We start from the raw sequence: 15,475 nt of genomic DNA on the forward strand, positions 1-15,475 counted from the left end.
CATCACGTAGAGGGAGCCTCACCCATGACCGCCATCAAACAGGAAGACCTCATCCAGTCCGTCGCGGACGCCTTCCAGTACATCAGCTACTACCACCCGCTGGACTACATCAAGGCCCTGGGCGAAGCCTACGAGCGCGAGGAATCCCCCGCCGCCAAGGACGCCATCGCCCAGATCCTGACCAACTCCCGCATGGCCGCCGAAGGCCACCGCCCGATCTGCCAGGACACCGGCATCGGCATGGTGTTCATCAAGGTCGGCATGCAGGTCAGCTGGCCGGACGCCACCATGAGCATCCAGGAGATGATCAACGAAGGCGTGCGCCGCGCCTACAGCAACCCGGAGAACCCCCTGCGCGCCTCCGTGCTGTCCGACCCCGCCGGTGCCCGCAAGAACACCAAGGACAACACCCCGGCCGTGGTGCACTTCGAGATCGTCGAAGGCCACCACGTGGAAGTGATCTGCGCGGCCAAGGGCGGCGGTTCCGAAGCCAAGTCCAAGTTCGCGATGCTCAACCCGTCCGACGACCTGGTGGACTGGGTCCTCCACAAGATCCCCGAGATGGGCGCCGGCTGGTGTCCGCCGGGCATCATTGGCATCGGCATCGGCGGTACGCCCGAAAAGGCCATGCTGCTCGCCAAGGAATCCATCATGGCGCCGGTGAACATCCATGAGCTGAAGGAAAAGGCCGCCTCCGGCGCCACCCTCAGCCGCGCCGAAGAGCTGCGCCTCGAACTGTACGAGAAGGTCAATGCGCTGGGCGTCGGCGCCCAGGGCCTCGGCGGCCTGACCACCGTGCTCGACGTGAAGGTGCTGGACTACCCCTGCCACGCCGCCAACCTGCCGGTCGCGCTGGTGCCCAACTGCGCCGCCACCCGCCACTGCCACTTCCACCTGGACGGCTCCGGCCCGGCCAAGATCGAACCGCCGAAGCTGGAAGACTGGCCCGCCGTCACCTGGACGCCGGACCTCAAGTCGGCCACCCGCGTCAATCTGGACACCCTGACCAAGGAAGAAGTCGCCGCCTGGAAGCCGGGCCAGAAGCTGCTGCTCAACGGCAAGATGCTGACCGGCCGCGACGCCGCCCACAAGCGCATCGCCGACATGCTGGCCAAGGGCGAAACCCTGCCGGTGGACTTCACCAACCGCGTGATCTATTACGTCGGCCCGGTGGATCCGGTGCGTGACGAAGTCGTCGGCCCCGCCGGCCCGACCACCGCCACCCGCATGGACAAGTTCACCCGCATGATGCTCGAGAAGACCGGCCTGATCTCCATGATCGGCAAGTCCGAGCGTGGCCCCGTGGCGATCGAGGCGATCAAGGACAACAATTCCGCCTACCTGATGGCCGTCGGCGGCGCCGCCTACCTGGTAGCCAAGGCCATCAAGAGCGCCAAGGTCGTCGGCTTTGCCGACCTGGGCATGGAAGCCATCTACGAGTTCGACGTGCAGGACATGCCCGTCACCGTCGCGGTGGACTCCTCCGGCACCAGCGTGCACAACACCGGCCCGAAGGAATGGCAGGCCAAGATCGGCAAGATCCCGGTCACTGTCGCCTGATCACGCCCTGTCGTAGTACCCGAGCCCGGCCATCTGGCCGGGCTTTTTTCTGGTCCGTACAAAATCTTTTGGCATAATCCGGACTCTTTCCGGAAGCCGCGCTGCGGCCCACAGCGATTCCCCATGTTCCGCAAGCTCCGCATCGCCATCCTGCTGTTCATCCTCGCCACCGTCGCCGTCGGCAGCTGGAAATCCAGTGCCCGCAGCACCGCATGGGACAGCACCCTGCATGTGACGGTCTATCCGATCGCTGCCGATCCTTCCGATACGAGCCGGCGCATCGTGGCCGACCTGAAGCCCGAAGACTTCACGGTCATCGGCGACTGGCTGGAAGGCGAGCTGCAGCGCCACGGACATTCGCTGCTGCGGCCCCTGGCGATCAACCTGGCCCCGCCGCTGAACAGTCAGCCGCCGTCCTTCCCGGCCGGCGGCAACGCGCTGACGATGATGGGCTGGAGCCTGCAGCTGCGCTTCTGGGCCTGGCGCCACGATGCCGCCCCAGGGCCACGGCCCGACGTGCGCCTGTTCCTGCTCTACCACGATCCGGCGCTGACCCCGTCGCTGGACCATTCGGTCGGCCTCGAAAAGGGCACGCTCGGCGTCGTGAAGGTTTTCGCCAGTCGCAGCGAGCGCCAGCGCAACGCGGTGGTCATCGCCCACGAGTTGCTGCACACCCTCGGCGCCACCGACAAGTACGACCCCCACAGCCTCGCGCCGCTGTTTCCCGACGGCTACGCCGAGCCACAAAAGCAGCCGCTCCACCCCCAGTCGGCAGCGGAGATCATGGCCGGCCGCATCCCCCTCGATGCCGATCAGGCGCGGATTCCGGACTCGCTGGCACAGACCCTGATCGGGCCTCGGACTGCCCGTGAAATAGGGCTTTAGGAACGCACCGGCGGCCTCGCCACCGATGCAACGGGAAGTGGACGTCCTGCAGGGCTATCACCCGGGCAAGCCTTGCCCAACGGAGGAACTTGAAAAATTGTCGTTTTTGCCGGCAATCCGGCACCCAGCCCGACGCTGGCCACGACCGCCTGACGACCGCGGGATGCGGTCAGCGCGACTCTTCAGCGGATGATCTCGATGATCTCCACGCCCATCTCGTAAACGCCGGCCTGCTCGAGCCCATGACAGCGCCGCACCCGCACGCGGGCATGCAGCGGCATGTAGGTGCCGCCGCTGTCGGCCGGCAGCACGGCAACCTCAAAGACTTCGTCCATTCGCGGTACATGGCTGGAGTGGATGGTCATGCCGCCGACGCCCAGTTCGACGCAGGTCCCGACCACGGTCGGCCCCCCGCCGTAGGGCCGGATACCCACCTTGCAGCCCAGCGGAATGCGGCGATCCTTCCGTCTCTCGGTCATTCGGTCCATGTCAGCAAATTCCTGCGGTCGAAGCGCGCACCATACGAAACTCGGCCCTATCCCGCAAGGCTCCTAAACACTTGCAGGCATGGTGGTGTGACGCTTATCTCACCGGCAGGCCCGGCGCAGGCTCTGCACGGACGAGGCGCAGCTCGCCGTACGCGACCCGCTGGGCAAACGGACGGGTGCTTTCGAGCCCTTCCTGCCACGAGACCACTTGGTAGGACGCAAAGCCCGGCTGTCCAGCCAGTTGCGCCGCCCGACGCATGAACACCTGGCGGGCCTCGCCGTCGCCCCCCGAATGAATGGCCTTCAGGCGCAGGGCCAGCAGGTAGCGGTCGTCGCCCTGACGGGCTTCCTCGATGCTCCAGTTCGGCGCGAAAGGATCGCTGACCACGTAGAAGATCAGCGCGCCCGCCAGCATCGGAGCCTTCAGGTAGCCCGCATCCGAGGCGATCATGACCGCCGCCGGCGCCAGCAGCCACTCCTTCGGCGGCGTGCTGCTGCAACCGGCAAGCAGCGCCAGGCCGAGCAGTGCACAGCGGGGCAACCCAGGCGCCATGGCGTCAGTTGATGTAGTTGAACAGGGACAGGTTGCTGACCTTGATGAAACTCTGCTGGGCGGCCTGCAGGTAGATCTGCTGCTGGGACAGGCTGCTGACCGCCGAAGCATAGTCGGCGTCCTGCAGGCGCGACAGGGTTTCGCTGTACTGCAGGTCCAGGCTGCCGCCGATGTTCTGCTGGGTCTCCACTTCCAGCATGCGCGAGCCGACGCCGGCCTGCACCCGCGAAATGCTGTCCTGCGCGGCGTCCATGCCGGCAATCGCCTGGCGGCCGCCGAAGCGGGTGACGGCGGAGTTGCCCGACTTCAGGGCGCTCACGAAATTGCCCGTGATGTCGAAGGCGCTGGCGACCGTGCTGACCGAGTAGCTGTCGCCGGCCGCCGGGGCGCCGGTCACCGTCAGCGTGACGCCACCGAAGTTGAGGGTCGTGTCCGAACCGCTGATGGTCACCGTCGGGGTGATCGGTGCGGCATGGGTCGGATCGGCCGTGGAGTCGAAGACCTGGTAGGTCGGCCCCGCCGCCACGCTGATATCGTAGGAGTGGCCGTTGTAGCCGCTCAGGCTCATGCCGGAAACCAGCGCCGAGCCGGTATTGCCGGCCGAGCTGAGCGCAAAGGCCGAACCGGCCGGCGCCCGCAGCGTATTGAAGATCTCGTCGCCGGAACTGGTGACCGGCAGATTGCGCGATGCGGAGATCTGCAGCGTGCGCGCACCCTGGTCGCCCTGGTAGGTCATGCCGGTGGTCATGCTGCCGGTAAAGGGCTGCACGTTGCTGGTGTAGCCGCCAAAGATGTATTCGCCGGTGGAGTCCTGGCTGTTCGCGATGCCCTGCAGCGCGGTGTATTGCTCGGCCAGGTCCGATGCGATGCTGGCTTGCTCGCTGCTCGAATAGGTCCCGTTGCCGGATTCGACGGCGCGGGTACGCACGTAGGTCACAAGGTCCGTCGCGGCGCTGAGCTTGCTGTCCACCAGCTTGAGCTGGTCCGACGCGTAGCCCTGGTTGGAGGTGTACAGCGCATTGACGCTCTTCGACTGGGTCACTTCCAGCGCCCGCGCCGATGCGACCGGATCGTCGGACGGCGCCAGCACCCGGCGGCCGGTGGCGACTTCCTTCTGGCTCTTCATCAACTGGCTGTTCTGCGCCTGGATCTGCGCGACGCCGCTGTCGAAAATCATGCCGGTGGTGACTCGCATGATGGCGCTCCTTACTGGCCGAGGGCCAGCACTTGGTCGAAAAGTTTGGAGGCAATGCTCATGACCTTGCCTGCCGCCTGGTATGCCTGTTGATAACGGATCAAATTGGCGGCTTCTTCATCGAGATTTACGCCTGCCACCGACTGCTGGGCCTGAACCGCCTGATCCACCAGGCTTTTCTGCGCGTCACTGTTCACGCTGACCTCGCGGGCCTTGTTGCCGACCGCGCTGACCAGCTGCGCATACACCGACTGGAAGGTTGCCGACGGTTGGCCGCTGGCGGAGAGCATCAGCTTGGTGGTCTGCAGATTGCCCAACAGGACAGCGTTGCGGCTGTCCGACACGCCCCCCGTGTTGGGGCCCAGCTTGAAGGTGTCGTTGGCCTGCGGCGCGCCGTTCATCGTGAAGGACACCCCACCGAAGCTGATCGTCATCCCGCTGGTGTAGGGGATGGAAGCCGCCGGGGCCGCCACGGTGACCGCCGTGCCGCCCGGCGGCGTATAGGTGACGGGCAGGCCGGCCGGGAAGCCGGTCAGCGTACCGCCCGAGTAGGTCAGCGTCAGCGGAGCCGCGCTGGTGCCGAAGCTGGCCAGGTTGGAGGTGCTCGACACCACCGGCGCGGTGATGCTGGCAGACCCCAGGTTGGTACTCGTGGCCGACGCGGTGACCGGCGCCGCCGCCGCGATCATGCGGGTATCGGTAATGGCGACGTTGATGTTGGCCGCCGCGTTGCGGGTGGGCTGGATGACGAAGCTGTCACCCGCTTTGGAGGTTGCTGGCGGCGTGATCGACAGCCCGACCGTTGCGGGGCTCACGGACATGCCGTCGGAAAGCCGGGTCAGCGAATAGTTGCCAACGGCGTCGGTGAAGACGAGCTTGTAGTCGTCGCCGGTCAGCTTGGACACGTCGCCGAACTGCACCGTCGGCGGCGTCGTGGTCGAGCTTGCGTCGCTCAGCACGGTCACGGCGGGGGTCGTGAAGAAAGACGTGCCGAGGTTTCCGTTGAGATCCTGGCCCAGCGCGTGCTGGGCGTTGAACGCGGCACTCAGGCCGACGGCGATCAGGCCGAGCTGGTTCTGCGTCGCATCGAGGGACTCGGAGCGCATCGTCAGCAGGCCGCCGAGCTTGCCGCCGCCGAGCAGGTTTTCCGGCACAGTCAGCGGGGCACCGCTCGGCGTGATGATATTGACGTTGAGGCGGGTCGGATCGGTGGAGGACGGGCGGGCTTCGAGCTTGGTGGCATTGATGCCGACCACCAGCGGCTGGCCGGTACCGATGAAGACCGACATGGAGCCGTCGCTGGCGGTGGTGGTGGACACCCGCACCAGCTGGTTCAGTTCCTTCACCAACTGGTCGCGCTTGTCGAGCAGATCGTTGGCCGGCTGGGACGAACCCGCCTGCTGGGCGATGGCGATCTGGCGATTGACGTCGGCGATCTGCTCGGCGTAGGAGCTGATCGACGTGACAGTGTCCTTGATCTGCCCTTCGACGCCGGCCCGGACGTCGCTGAGGCGGGTTGCCAGGTTCTGGAAGCGGTCCACCAGGCTCTGGGCCGAGGAGATCATCGACTGGCGGGCCGGGATACTGGACGGGTTGGCCGCCACTTCCTGCACCCCCTGGAAGAAGGAATCCACCGCCGGTTCAAGGCCCACCGTGGAATCCGCCAGCATGTTGTCGATCTGGCTGATCTCCGTGCTGTAGGTGTTGTACTCGTTGTACTTGGTGTCGGCGGACAGCACCTGGTTGCTCAGGAAACTGTCGTAGGCCCGCTTAATGGTATCGACCTTGGTCCCTTCACCGAAGAAACCCGCGCCGCTGAACATGGCTGGGTTGGTGCTCTGGACCGTCGTCTGACGGCTGTAACCGGCCGTTCCCGCATTCGAGATGTTGTGACTGGTCGTGATCAGCCCCGCCTGGGCGGCGTTGAGTCCGGTGAGGCCAATATTGAAGATGCTGCTGCCCATGATCCGCGTCCCTGATTCGGAGGTATCTACGGCAGACTACGCAAGAACTTTGCCAGCAACGAACCGGCAAACACCGCCGCTCAGGCGCTGGGTACGGATCCGGCGCCGAGGGCAACCCGCAGGGTATTGCCGTTGATGATGCGGGCGAGCTTGTCCGCGTACATGGGATCGGTGGCGTAGCCGGCGGCCTGCAGGCCACGGGCAAAGCGGGTCGCGTCCGTCTGGCCGACCACCGCCGCATAGCGCGGGTTGCTGCCGATCAGGCGGGCGTAGTCGCGGAAGGACTCTTCGTAGGAGCCATAGGCGCGGAAGCGGGCGCTCTCCGCCGTCGCCTGGCCGTTGCGGTGTTCGGTGGTGGAGGTATTCACCGTGGCGCCGCTCCAGCTGCGCCCCGCCTTGATGTTGAAGAGGTTGTAGCTCGGTGTGCCGTCGGCGTTCTTCAGTTCGTGTTTGCCCCAGCCGGTCTCGAGGGCGGCCTGGGCCACCAGAAAACGCGCCGGAATGCCGGTGGCCTTGCTGGCCTCGACGGCCTGCGGCCACACCTTGTCGACGAAGGCCCGGGCCCGACTGCCGGCCGGCATGCCCGACAACTGCGGGGCAACGGTGCTCGATGCCGATGCCGATGCCGATGCCGATGCCGATGCCGATGCCGATGCCGATGCCGATGCCGCCGGCAAGCTTGCGGCAGGATTTGCCGCTTCGCCACCTACCTTTGCCGCCGGCGACACCGCGGTGTCGAAGTTCCGCTTGATCGACGGTTCCAGCGGCACTGGGCCATCCGGCTGGGTCACCGGCTCCCGCCCCTGGCTCATCTGCCGCTCGATGACCTTGGCGAGGCCAAAACCACGCCCGCGGGTGGAGAGTTGCATGGACATCTGCTGGTCGAGCAGCGACTGGTACATGCGCGTCTCTTCGCTGTCGAACATGCCGCCCTTGGTGGGGGCGGCATCGCGCATGGACTTCATGACCTGCTGCACGAACAAGGCCTCGAACTGGCGGGACGCCGCCTTGATGGCCTCCGGCGAGTTGTCCTTCGTCAGGCGCTTCAGCCCGGACAGCGCGTTCGGATCGAGGGCGTTGATCTGGCTGAAGTCCGCCGCCATCAGATCACCTCGAGCTCGGCCCGCAGCGCGCCGCTGGCCTTCATGGCCTGCAGGATGGCGATCAGCTCAAGGGGGTTGGCCCCCACCGCGTTGAGCGCCTTGACCACGTCGGCGAGGTTGGTGCCGGCCTTGATGTTGAACAGTGTGCCACCGTCCTGCTTGATGTCCACCGAGCCCTTGTCGGTAACCGCCGTCTGGCCGGCGGACAGCGGATTCGGCTGGCTCACCTGCGGCTCGTTATTCACCGTCACGGTCAGGCTGCCATGGGCCACCGCGCAGTTCTGCAGCGCCACCTTCTGGTTCATGACCACCGAGCCGGTCCGCGAATTGACGATCACCTTGGCGGCCTGCACCGCCGGTGTCACGTCGAGGTTCTCGAGGCGACCGAGAAAGGCCACCCGCCGACCGGAATCGTCCGGCGCCAGCACCTGGATCTGCCGGCCATCGATGGCCTGGGCGGACCCCGGCACAAGGCGGTTGATGGCGTCGACCACGTTCTGGGCGGTGCCGAAGTCGGCGTCGTTGAGCTCCACGAAGATCGAGTCGCCCTGCCCCACCGGCGTCGCCACCCCGCGCTCCACCGTGGCCCCGCCGGGAATCCGCCCGGCCGCCAGGTGGTTGACGGTGACCTTGGCGCCGCCGGCAGACCCGCTGGCACCGCTCACCGCGAGGCTGCCCTGGGCCATCGCATAGACCTGTCCGTCGGCCCCCTTCAGCGGCGTCATGACCAGCGTGCCCCCTTTCAGCGAGCGGGCGTTGCCCATCGACGAGACCGTGACGTCGATCTGCTGGCCCGGGCGGGCAAACGGCGGCAGGCTGGCGGTGACCATCACCGCCGCGACGTTCTTGAGCTGCAGGGACTGGCCGGGCGGCAGCGTGATACCCAGGTTGCCGAGCATGTTGATGATGCTCTGCACCGTGAATGGCGTCTGGGTGGTCTGGTCGCCGGAGCCGTCGAGGCCGACCACCAGGCCGTAGCCGATCAGCTGGTTCTGCCGCACGCCGCCGATCGACGCCAGATCCTTGAGGCGCTCGGCCCGGGCCGGCGCCGCGACGGCCAGGCTCGCCGCAACGGCAAGGGCCAGACACAGACGGGACAAGGGGAACATCGTCAGACCTTTCAGAAAGGCATCACGTTCACGAAGAAACGCTGCAGCCAACCCATGTTCTCGGTTTCATCGATGTAGCCGTTGGCCCGGTACTCGATGCGCGCATCGGCGACCTGCGTCGATTGCACGGTGTTGGCGCCGGTCACGTTCACCGGATTGACGATGCCGGAGAAGCGGATGAATTCATTGCCCTGGTTGATGGCGATCTGCTTTTCGCCGGACACCAGCAGGTTGCCGTTGGACAGCACCTCGATGACCGTCGTGGTGATCGTGCCGGTGAAGGCGTTGTTGGCCGCCGCATCCCCCTTGCCACCAAACTTGCTGGCGTCCGACGCCGTCGCGCCGAGCCCGTTGAGCGCACCGGCCAGCGGCACCTTGGCCAGGCCCGACAGGGAGGCGCTGAGGCTGGAGTTGCGCTCTGCGGTGGCCGACGACTTCTTGCTCGCGGCGGTCTGCTCGACCAGGTTGATGGTGATCACGTCGCCGACGAAGCGGGCCCGCCGGTCTTCGAACAGGGGGCGCGAGAAGCTCGGCTGGAAGATCGAGCCGCCCTGGGACGCCTGGGCCGGACGGGCCTCCGGACGGATGGTCATCGGCTGATGGACCGCCGTCGGCGGCGTGCTCTGCAGCGCGGCACAGCCGCTCAGCCCGGCCAGCAACAGCACGGAAAGGATACGGGACAGGGACACGATCAATCTCCGCAGCTAAGGACTTACAGGGACGTCAGCTTGCCGAGCATCGAGTCGGACGTGGACACCGCCTTGGAATTGAGTTCGTAGGCGCGCTGGGTCTGGATCATCAGTACCAGTTCCTCGGCCACGTTCACGTTTGAGGATTCGACGTAGGTCTGGTTGAGCACGCCGACGCCATTGGTGCCCGGCGTGTTCGGGTTGGGCGTGCCGCTGGCCGCGGTCTCGAGGTACAGGTTTTCGCCAACGCTCTGCAGACCGCCGGAATTGACGAAGCTGGCCACCTGGATGTTGCCGATCTGGGAGGGCGCGGTCTGGTTCGGCAGCGTCACCGACACAACGCCGTCCTTGCCGATGGTCAGCGACAGGGCGTTGGAAGGGATCGTGATGGCCGGCTGCAGCGGGTAGCCGCTGGAGGTCACGATCTGCCCGTTGGAATCCTTCTGGAAGGCGCCGTCCCGCGTGTAGGCGGTGGTGCCGTCGGGCAGCAGGATCTGGAAAAAGCCCTCGCCGTTGATCGCCACATCCAGCGCGTTGCCGGTCTGCGTCAGCGAACCCTGGGTATGGTTGCGCTCCGTCGCGATGGGCCGCACGCCGACACCGATCTGCAGGCCGGACGGGATGGTCGTCTGCTGCGTAGACTGGGCGCCGGGCTGGCGCAGATTCTGGTACAGCAGATCCTCGAAAACGGCCCGCGAACGCTTGAAGCCATTGGTCGAGACGTTGGCCAGGTTGTTGGAGATGACGTCCAGCTGGGTCTGCTGGGCCTCGAGGCCGGAAGCGGCGGTCGAGAGGGAACGGATGAGCATGGAGGGCTCCTGGTGTCTGGTTACTGCGGCGGCAAGATCGGCCGGTGCAGCGGATTCAATACTAGACTGAGCAAGAGGTGTTCCAGCTCCGGAGCAGACGAGGAAAGCCCCGTCTATTCCAGTTTAGTCAGTGCCGCTCAGCTCTTGGAAACAAGCTGGGTGGCGGACTGATCCATCTCCTTGGCGGTACTCAGCAGCTTGGTCTGCATTTCGTACTGGCGGGACAGGGAAATCATCGACACCATCTGTTCGACGACATTCACGTTGCTGCCCTCCAGGTAGCCGGCGGCAACCTTGACGGCAGGATCTGCCGGCGCCTGGGCACCATTCGCCAGGCGAAACAGGCCATCGGCGCCGCGCTGCAGGTCCTGCGTGGGCGGATTGACGAGCTTCAGCTGGTCCACGGCGCTGGTGCTGTTGCGCGAACCCGAGCGCTGCACCGTCGACAGCGTGCCATCGGCGCCCAGCTGCACTTCCACGTCCGGCGGAATGGTGATCGGGCCGCCATTGCCGAGCACCGGCAAACCGCTGCGGGTCTGCAGGATGCCATTGGGGCTGAGTTCGAAGCTGCCATCACGGGTATAGGCTTCGCTGCCGTCCGGCAACTGCACCGCAAACCAACCCTGGCCCTGGACCGCCATGTCGAGCCCGCGCCCGGTGCTCTGCAGCGCCCCGGGCGAAAGATCGTCCGAGACGCTGGCATCGACGACGAAGGCCCGCGTCGGCAGCAGCGCGTTCTGGACCGGCACGGCGCGCAGGCGGTGCAGTTCCGCCTTGAAGCCGGTGCTGGTGGCGTTGGCCATGTTGTGCGCGACGGACGCCTCCTGCCCCATCGTGGAGGCGGCGCCGGTCATCGCGGTATAGATCAGTCGGTCCAAGGCTTAGCCCTCTAGGCTCATCAACGCAGGTTGACCAACGTCTGCAGCACCTGGTCCTCGGTCTTGATGGACTGGGCGTTGGCCTGGTAGGCGCGCTGCTGGGTAATCATATTGACCAGCTCGGAGGTGAGGTCGACGTTGGAGTCCTCCAGCGCGCCGGACTGGAGCACACCCAGCACGCCGGTACCTGGCGCATTCGGCTGCTCCGCCCCGGATTCGTTGGTGGACACCCACTGGTTGCCGCCGATGGACTTGAGGCCATTGGGGTTCTGGAAGCTGACCAGATACACCTGCCCCATGACCCGCGACTGGCCATTGCTGAAGTTGCCCAGCACCGTGCCGTCGGCGCTGACGCTCAGGCCCGACAGCTTGCCGGTGGTGAAACCGTCCTGGGTCAGCTGGTTGATCCCGTAGCTGTTGCCGAACTGGGTCGTACCGGCCAGATCCACGTCGAAGGTCAACTGGCTGGTGGCACCGGTCGAGATATCGTAGCCAACCTGGATCTTGGAGCTCGGGCTCTGCACATAAGCCATCTGGGTCGGGTTGGCCGGGTCGATCTGGTACAGGCTGGAGCTCTGGAACACCCCGTTGCTGTCGAAGCTGATCGACATCCAGCGGTTCTCGGTGGTGGCCGGGTTCAGCGTCTTGGCGTCCGGGTTGATCTGCGGCGGCAGCCCATCCAGGCTGCTGTACACATCCCAGGTGTTGGCCTGGGCGGTCTTCACGAAATACAGGGACTGGGTGTGCGGATTGCCGAGGGAGTCGTACACCGTCTGGGACGTGGAGCTGGTATAGCTCGACGGATCGGTGATGCTGAAGTTGGCATTGCTGCCCTGCGTGGTCGTAGTGGGCAGCAAGGACGCGGGCGTGCCGGTAACAGTGATATTGGACAAACGACCGGTACGGGCCGACGTGAAGGTGAGGGCCGGCGTGCTGTCGCCCGACACCTTGATGCGCCCCTTGAGGGAGCTCTGGTCGATGGCGGTCTGGATGGCCGAGGCCAGGGAGCCCACGTCGTTATAGGTTCCTGCCGGCATGTTCACCACCGTGGAGCCAGTTTCGCCGTCGAGCTGGAAGGTCAGCTGATCGGTCGCCGCCAGCGTGAAGGCCGGCGCAGCACCGGTCAGCGACGCGATCGCTGCACTCTTGCCCGAAGCGGCGGTGAGCGACGTGGGCGTGGCCGAACGGGAGTCCAGGTTGACGTTGTAGCCGGCACTGCTGGTCGCCTGCGGCTTGGCGTCGCTGAGGTTGAGCTTGAGGTCGCCGGTAGCACCGGTCAGCACGCCGTTCGCGTCGGCAACCTTGCCGGTCAGACGCAAACCCTGGGCATTCACGATGTAGCCGTTCTTGTCGGTCTCGAACTGGCCGTTCCGGCTATAGGTGATGGCCCCCTCGTTGTCCATGCGGAAGAAGCCCTGGCCGTTGATCGCCAGATCCAGGCCATTGGTGCTGGTCGTGATGTTGCCTTGGCCGAACTGCTGGGAGACCTTGGCAACCTGGGCGCCGATACCGACCTGGGTTCCGCCGCTGGCCAGCGAGGCTGCGAAGACGTCGGAGAACTGGGCAACGGCTTGCTTGTAGCCGACGGTCCCGGAGTTGGACACGTTGTTGCTGATCGCATCGAGCGCCTTGGACGCAATCGACAGGCCGCTCAAACCTTGTTGGAATGCCATTTTCGTCTCCGCTTACAGAATCTGCTTGATGTCGGACAAGCCCACGGTCCCGCCCGACCCCACGTCCAGCGACACGCTGCCGGCGCTGGAACGCAGCACGCTGTTGACCGTGGTGAGGGTCAGCGCTGTCGGCTTCACATCGGTATCGCCCCGGGTTGCACTGACGCTGACCGTGTACTTGCCATCCGCCGCGACGGCGCCGCTGTTGGTCGTGCCATCCCAAGCAAAGTTGTAGACCCCGGCTTCGTCGACGGGACCTAGTTCCATCTTGCGCACCTCGTTGCCGCTGGCGTCCTTGATCGTGACCGTCACCTTGTCCGCGGCACTGGCGACCTCGAAGCCACCGTAAGCCTTGCTGCTCGACAGGGTCAAGGCGCTGCCGGCGACCATCACGCCCTTGCCCACCAGCGCGGCGGCCTGCAGCGCGTCGCTGGACTGGGACTGGTCGAGCAGGGAAGTCAGCGTCGCGTTGAGCTTGTCGATGCCGTTCACGGTGCTGATCTGGGCCAGCTGCGACGTCATCTGCGCATTGTCGGTGGGGTTCAGCGGATCCTGGTTCTTGAGCTGCTCGGTGAGCAGCTTCAGGAAACGGGTCTGCGAATCATCGGTCTTGGCGGTGGTTGTCGTCGAGGACTTCTGCAGGGCAGCCAGGACATCCGCGGCGTTGGTCGAAGTGGTCGAATTGACGGTACTCATCATCGTGCTCCGTTACGCTTACTGGCCAATGGCCAGGGTTTTTTCCATCAGGGACTTGGCCGTCCCCATGACCTCGGCGTTGGTCTGGTAGGCCCGGGAAGCCGAAATCATGTTGGTCATTTCCTCGACCACGTTCACGTTCGGCAGCGCCACATAGCCTTCCCCATTGGCGGCTGGGCTCTTCGGGTCGTACACCATGCGCATCGGTGCGGCGCTTTCGACGATCTGCGTAACCTGCACGCCCTGGGCGCCCGGCCCGGCCATCGGCGTCGCCGCGAAGACCACCTGCTTGGCCTTGTAGGGCTGGCCGTTGCTGGAGGTGATGCTGTCGGCGTTGGCCAGGTTGCTGGCGGTGGTGTTGAGGCGCAGAGCCTGGGCGTTCAGCGCACTGCCGGCCACGTGGAAGACGTTGAGCATGCTCACGATACGCTCCTTATTGGCCCTGGATGGCTTGCTGCATGGAGCGCAGCAGGCCGTTGATGAAGGTGATGCTGGCCTGGTACTGGACCGAGTTCTCGGCAAACGCGCTGCGCTCCGCATCCATGCTCACCGTGTTGCCGTCGATGGCGCCCTGCTCTTCCGTCCGGTACTTGAGGCTGGCGTCCAGCACATTGCCGGCGCTGCCCGGCAGATGGCCGACCGAGGTCGTGGTAAGCGGCAGGCCGCTCGTCTTGCCACCCAGCGCGCCGTTCAGGGCTTCGCGGAAATCGACGTCACGGGCCTTGTAGTTGGGCGTGTCGGCATTGGCGATGTTGGAAGCGATCACCTGCTGGCGATACGCCCGCACGTTGAGCGCTGCCTGGTGAAAGCGCAACTCGTTGTCCAGTCGATCGGCCATTCGATTCACCCCTAAAGTTCGTTTCCATCGGTGCCGATATACAACTCGCCAAACAAGGCACCGCGGTTCTAGATCATTTCAATGCAGCTTCCGTGCCAAGCACTCTACGCCACGGGCACGCCTTCCGATGGCCCAAACAGGCGGTGAATCCCTCGTCAATTTGCGCGACAGGCACCGCAGCTCCAGCGGCAACGGCAAACTTTGCCGCCCATACCGGCAAGTGCCGCCCCTTGCGTCACGCCTGCCGGAAAAGATCTGCTGATTTTTTTCGCACTATCCTGCTGGACGTGGTCGAATAAGGACATCCGTCCAAACCTTCGCCCCATGAAGTCCGTCCTGCTCCGCCTCATGCCCGTACTGGCCCTGCTGGGCCTGTGCACACTGGCGCTCCCGGCCGTCGCCCGCCAGGACCCCGCCCCGGTACGCGCCGAAGTCTCACGCTTCCTCAACATCCAGAGCCGCAGCCTGCCCGGCGAGGTACATGTGCAGGTGGGCGACTTCGCCGCCGACAACGTCCTCCCGCCCTGCCTTCAACTGGAAGCCTTCATGCCTCCCGGCAGCCGCCCGTGGGGCCGCCTGACCGTCGGCGTGCGCTGCCTGGCACCGACCCCCTGGTCCGCTTACGTGCCCGCAGACGTCCGGGTCCGGGGCGTCTATCTGGTCACGGCGGCCCCCCTGCTGGCCGGGCAGATCGTCGGGCCCAGCGACCTGCGCCACGAAACCGGTGAGCTGAGCGCCCAGGCTCCGGATGTACTGACCGACCCGTCACAGGCCGTCGGCTACGCCGCGCGCATCTCCCTGGCCGCCGGCAAGCCGCTGGCCGCCAGCCACTTGCGCCTGCCGCCGGCCGTCGTCCAGGGCCAGCCGGTGAAGGTCATTTCCCGCGGCCCCGGCTTTCAGGTGGCCAACGACGGAACGGCGCTGAGCACGGCCCCCGACGGCCAGGGCGCGCAGGTCCGCCTGAGCACCGGCCAGGTCGTGCGCGGCATTGCCCGCAACGGCGGGTTCATCGAGATCATCACCCCGTAATGCACG

Annotated in this window: 16 protein-coding genes; 3 read left to right on the forward strand and 13 right to left on the reverse strand. The window is 65.7% G+C overall.

Translation table 11 applies throughout. The features are described 5' to 3' along the window. Positions 1-24: 24 nt before the first annotated feature. Complete coding sequence (locus tag AC3QL2_RS05845; RefSeq protein ID WP_493231879.1) at positions 25-1,560, forward strand: fumarate hydratase; 1,536 nt, start codon at positions 25-27, stop codon at positions 1,558-1,560. A 123-nt stretch (positions 1,561-1,683) separates the two neighbouring features. Continuing rightward, a complete protein-coding gene (locus AC3QL2_RS05850; RefSeq protein ID WP_493231878.1) occupies positions 1,684-2,445 on the forward strand; it encodes a hypothetical protein in 762 nt (253 codons plus the stop codon). A 182-nt stretch (positions 2,446-2,627) separates the two neighbouring features. On the opposite strand, the gene AC3QL2_RS05855 is transcribed toward AC3QL2_RS05850, so the two are convergent. The 13 genes from AC3QL2_RS05855 to flgB all read right to left on the reverse strand — a co-directional run bounded on the left by AC3QL2_RS05855 (position 2,628) and on the right by flgB (position 14,440). After that, complete coding sequence (locus AC3QL2_RS05855; RefSeq protein WP_493231877.1) at positions 2,628-2,933, reverse strand: PilZ domain-containing protein; 306 nt, start codon at positions 2,931-2,933, stop codon at positions 2,628-2,630. 94 nt (positions 2,934-3,027) lie between these two features. Beyond that, positions 3,028-3,474: a hypothetical protein gene (locus AC3QL2_RS05860; RefSeq protein WP_493231875.1), complete on the reverse strand. Its 447-nt coding sequence runs from the start codon at positions 3,472-3,474 to the stop codon at positions 3,028-3,030. Between the two features lie 16 nt (positions 3,475-3,490). Next, the gene (gene flgL, locus AC3QL2_RS05865; RefSeq protein WP_493231873.1) at positions 3,491-4,681 is read right to left on the reverse strand and encodes a flagellar hook-associated protein FlgL; all 1,191 of its coding nucleotides are present in this window, start codon (positions 4,679-4,681) and stop codon (positions 3,491-3,493) included. A gap of 11 nt (positions 4,682-4,692) precedes the next feature. Beyond that, a complete protein-coding gene (gene flgK, locus AC3QL2_RS05870; protein ID WP_493231872.1) occupies positions 4,693-6,645 on the reverse strand; it encodes a flagellar hook-associated protein FlgK in 1,953 nt (650 codons plus the stop codon). A gap of 80 nt (positions 6,646-6,725) precedes the next feature. Continuing rightward, a complete protein-coding gene (gene flgJ, locus AC3QL2_RS05875) occupies positions 6,726-7,748 on the reverse strand; it encodes a flagellar assembly peptidoglycan hydrolase FlgJ (RefSeq protein ID WP_493231870.1) in 1,023 nt (340 codons plus the stop codon). After that, positions 7,748-8,857, reverse strand: coding sequence for a flagellar basal body P-ring protein FlgI (locus tag AC3QL2_RS05880; RefSeq protein WP_493231869.1), 1,110 nt, complete (start codon positions 8,855-8,857; stop codon positions 7,748-7,750). The genes flgJ and AC3QL2_RS05880 overlap by 1 nt, the downstream gene beginning before the upstream one ends. A gap of 11 nt (positions 8,858-8,868) precedes the next feature. Next, positions 8,869-9,546, reverse strand: a complete 678-nt coding sequence (locus tag AC3QL2_RS05885; RefSeq protein ID WP_493231868.1) for a flagellar basal body L-ring protein FlgH — start codon at positions 9,544-9,546, stop codon at positions 8,869-8,871. A gap of 23 nt (positions 9,547-9,569) precedes the next feature. Continuing rightward, on the reverse strand, positions 9,570-10,355 hold the full coding sequence (gene flgG, locus AC3QL2_RS05890; RefSeq protein ID WP_493231866.1) for a flagellar basal-body rod protein FlgG: 786 nt from the start codon (positions 10,353-10,355) through the stop codon (positions 9,570-9,572). Positions 10,356-10,492: 137 nt separating this feature from the next. Then, on the reverse strand, positions 10,493-11,233 hold the full coding sequence (flgF, locus tag AC3QL2_RS05895) for a flagellar basal-body rod protein FlgF (protein WP_493231864.1): 741 nt from the start codon (positions 11,231-11,233) through the stop codon (positions 10,493-10,495). Between the two features lie 20 nt (positions 11,234-11,253). Beyond that, positions 11,254-12,906 carry a flagellar hook protein FlgE gene (locus tag AC3QL2_RS05900; RefSeq protein WP_493231863.1) on the reverse strand — a complete coding sequence of 551 codons (1,653 nt, stop codon included), beginning with the start codon at positions 12,904-12,906 and terminating at the stop codon, positions 11,254-11,256. A gap of 12 nt (positions 12,907-12,918) precedes the next feature. Continuing rightward, positions 12,919-13,602, reverse strand: coding sequence for a flagellar hook assembly protein FlgD (locus tag AC3QL2_RS05905; RefSeq protein WP_493231862.1), 684 nt, complete (start codon positions 13,600-13,602; stop codon positions 12,919-12,921). A gap of 18 nt (positions 13,603-13,620) precedes the next feature. Then, positions 13,621-14,025: a flagellar basal body rod protein FlgC gene (gene flgC, locus AC3QL2_RS05910; RefSeq protein ID WP_493231861.1), complete on the reverse strand. Its 405-nt coding sequence runs from the start codon at positions 14,023-14,025 to the stop codon at positions 13,621-13,623. A gap of 10 nt (positions 14,026-14,035) precedes the next feature. After that, on the reverse strand, positions 14,036-14,440 hold the full coding sequence (flgB, locus tag AC3QL2_RS05915; RefSeq protein ID WP_493231859.1) for a flagellar basal body rod protein FlgB: 405 nt from the start codon (positions 14,438-14,440) through the stop codon (positions 14,036-14,038). A 324-nt stretch (positions 14,441-14,764) separates the two neighbouring features. Here flgB and flgA point away from each other — a divergent pair, with 324 nt between their 5' ends. Further along, positions 14,765-15,469, forward strand: coding sequence for a flagellar basal body P-ring formation chaperone FlgA (flgA, locus tag AC3QL2_RS05920; RefSeq protein ID WP_493231857.1), 705 nt, complete (start codon positions 14,765-14,767; stop codon positions 15,467-15,469). Positions 15,470-15,475: the final 6 nt, after the last annotated feature.

This window comes from Zoogloea sp. GW822-FHT05C07 (assembly GCF_058800215.1).

Bases quoted from the DNA above. Each gene is read 5' to 3' on its own strand.
- AC3QL2_RS05845 (WP_493231879.1), top strand. From the start codon at position 25: ATGACCGCCATCAAACAGGAAGACCTCATCCAGTCCGTCGCGGACGCC.
- AC3QL2_RS05850 (WP_493231878.1), top strand. From the start codon at position 1,684: ATGTTCCGCAAGCTCCGCATCGCCATCCTGCTGTTCATCCTCGCCACC.
- AC3QL2_RS05855 (WP_493231877.1), bottom strand. From the start codon at position 2,933: ATGGACCGAATGACCGAGAGACGGAAGGATCGCCGCATTCCGCTGGGC.
- flgL (WP_493231873.1), bottom strand. From the start codon at position 4,681: ATGCGAGTCACCACCGGCATGATTTTCGACAGCGGCGTCGCGCAGATC.
- flgK (WP_493231872.1), bottom strand. From the start codon at position 6,645: ATGGGCAGCAGCATCTTCAATATTGGCCTCACCGGACTCAACGCCGCC.
- flgJ (WP_493231870.1), bottom strand. From the start codon at position 7,748: ATGGCGGCGGACTTCAGCCAGATCAACGCCCTCGATCCGAACGCGCTG.
- AC3QL2_RS05880 (WP_493231869.1), bottom strand. From the start codon at position 8,857: ATGTTCCCCTTGTCCCGTCTGTGTCTGGCCCTTGCCGTTGCGGCGAGC.
- flgG (WP_493231866.1), bottom strand. From the start codon at position 10,355: ATGCTCATCCGTTCCCTCTCGACCGCCGCTTCCGGCCTCGAGGCCCAG.
- AC3QL2_RS05900 (WP_493231863.1), bottom strand. From the start codon at position 12,906: ATGGCATTCCAACAAGGTTTGAGCGGCCTGTCGATTGCGTCCAAGGCG.
- AC3QL2_RS05905 (WP_493231862.1), bottom strand. From the start codon at position 13,602: ATGAGTACCGTCAATTCGACCACTTCGACCAACGCCGCGGATGTCCTG.
- flgB (WP_493231859.1), bottom strand. From the start codon at position 14,440: ATGGCCGATCGACTGGACAACGAGTTGCGCTTTCACCAGGCAGCGCTC.
- flgA (WP_493231857.1), top strand. From the start codon at position 14,765: ATGAAGTCCGTCCTGCTCCGCCTCATGCCCGTACTGGCCCTGCTGGGC.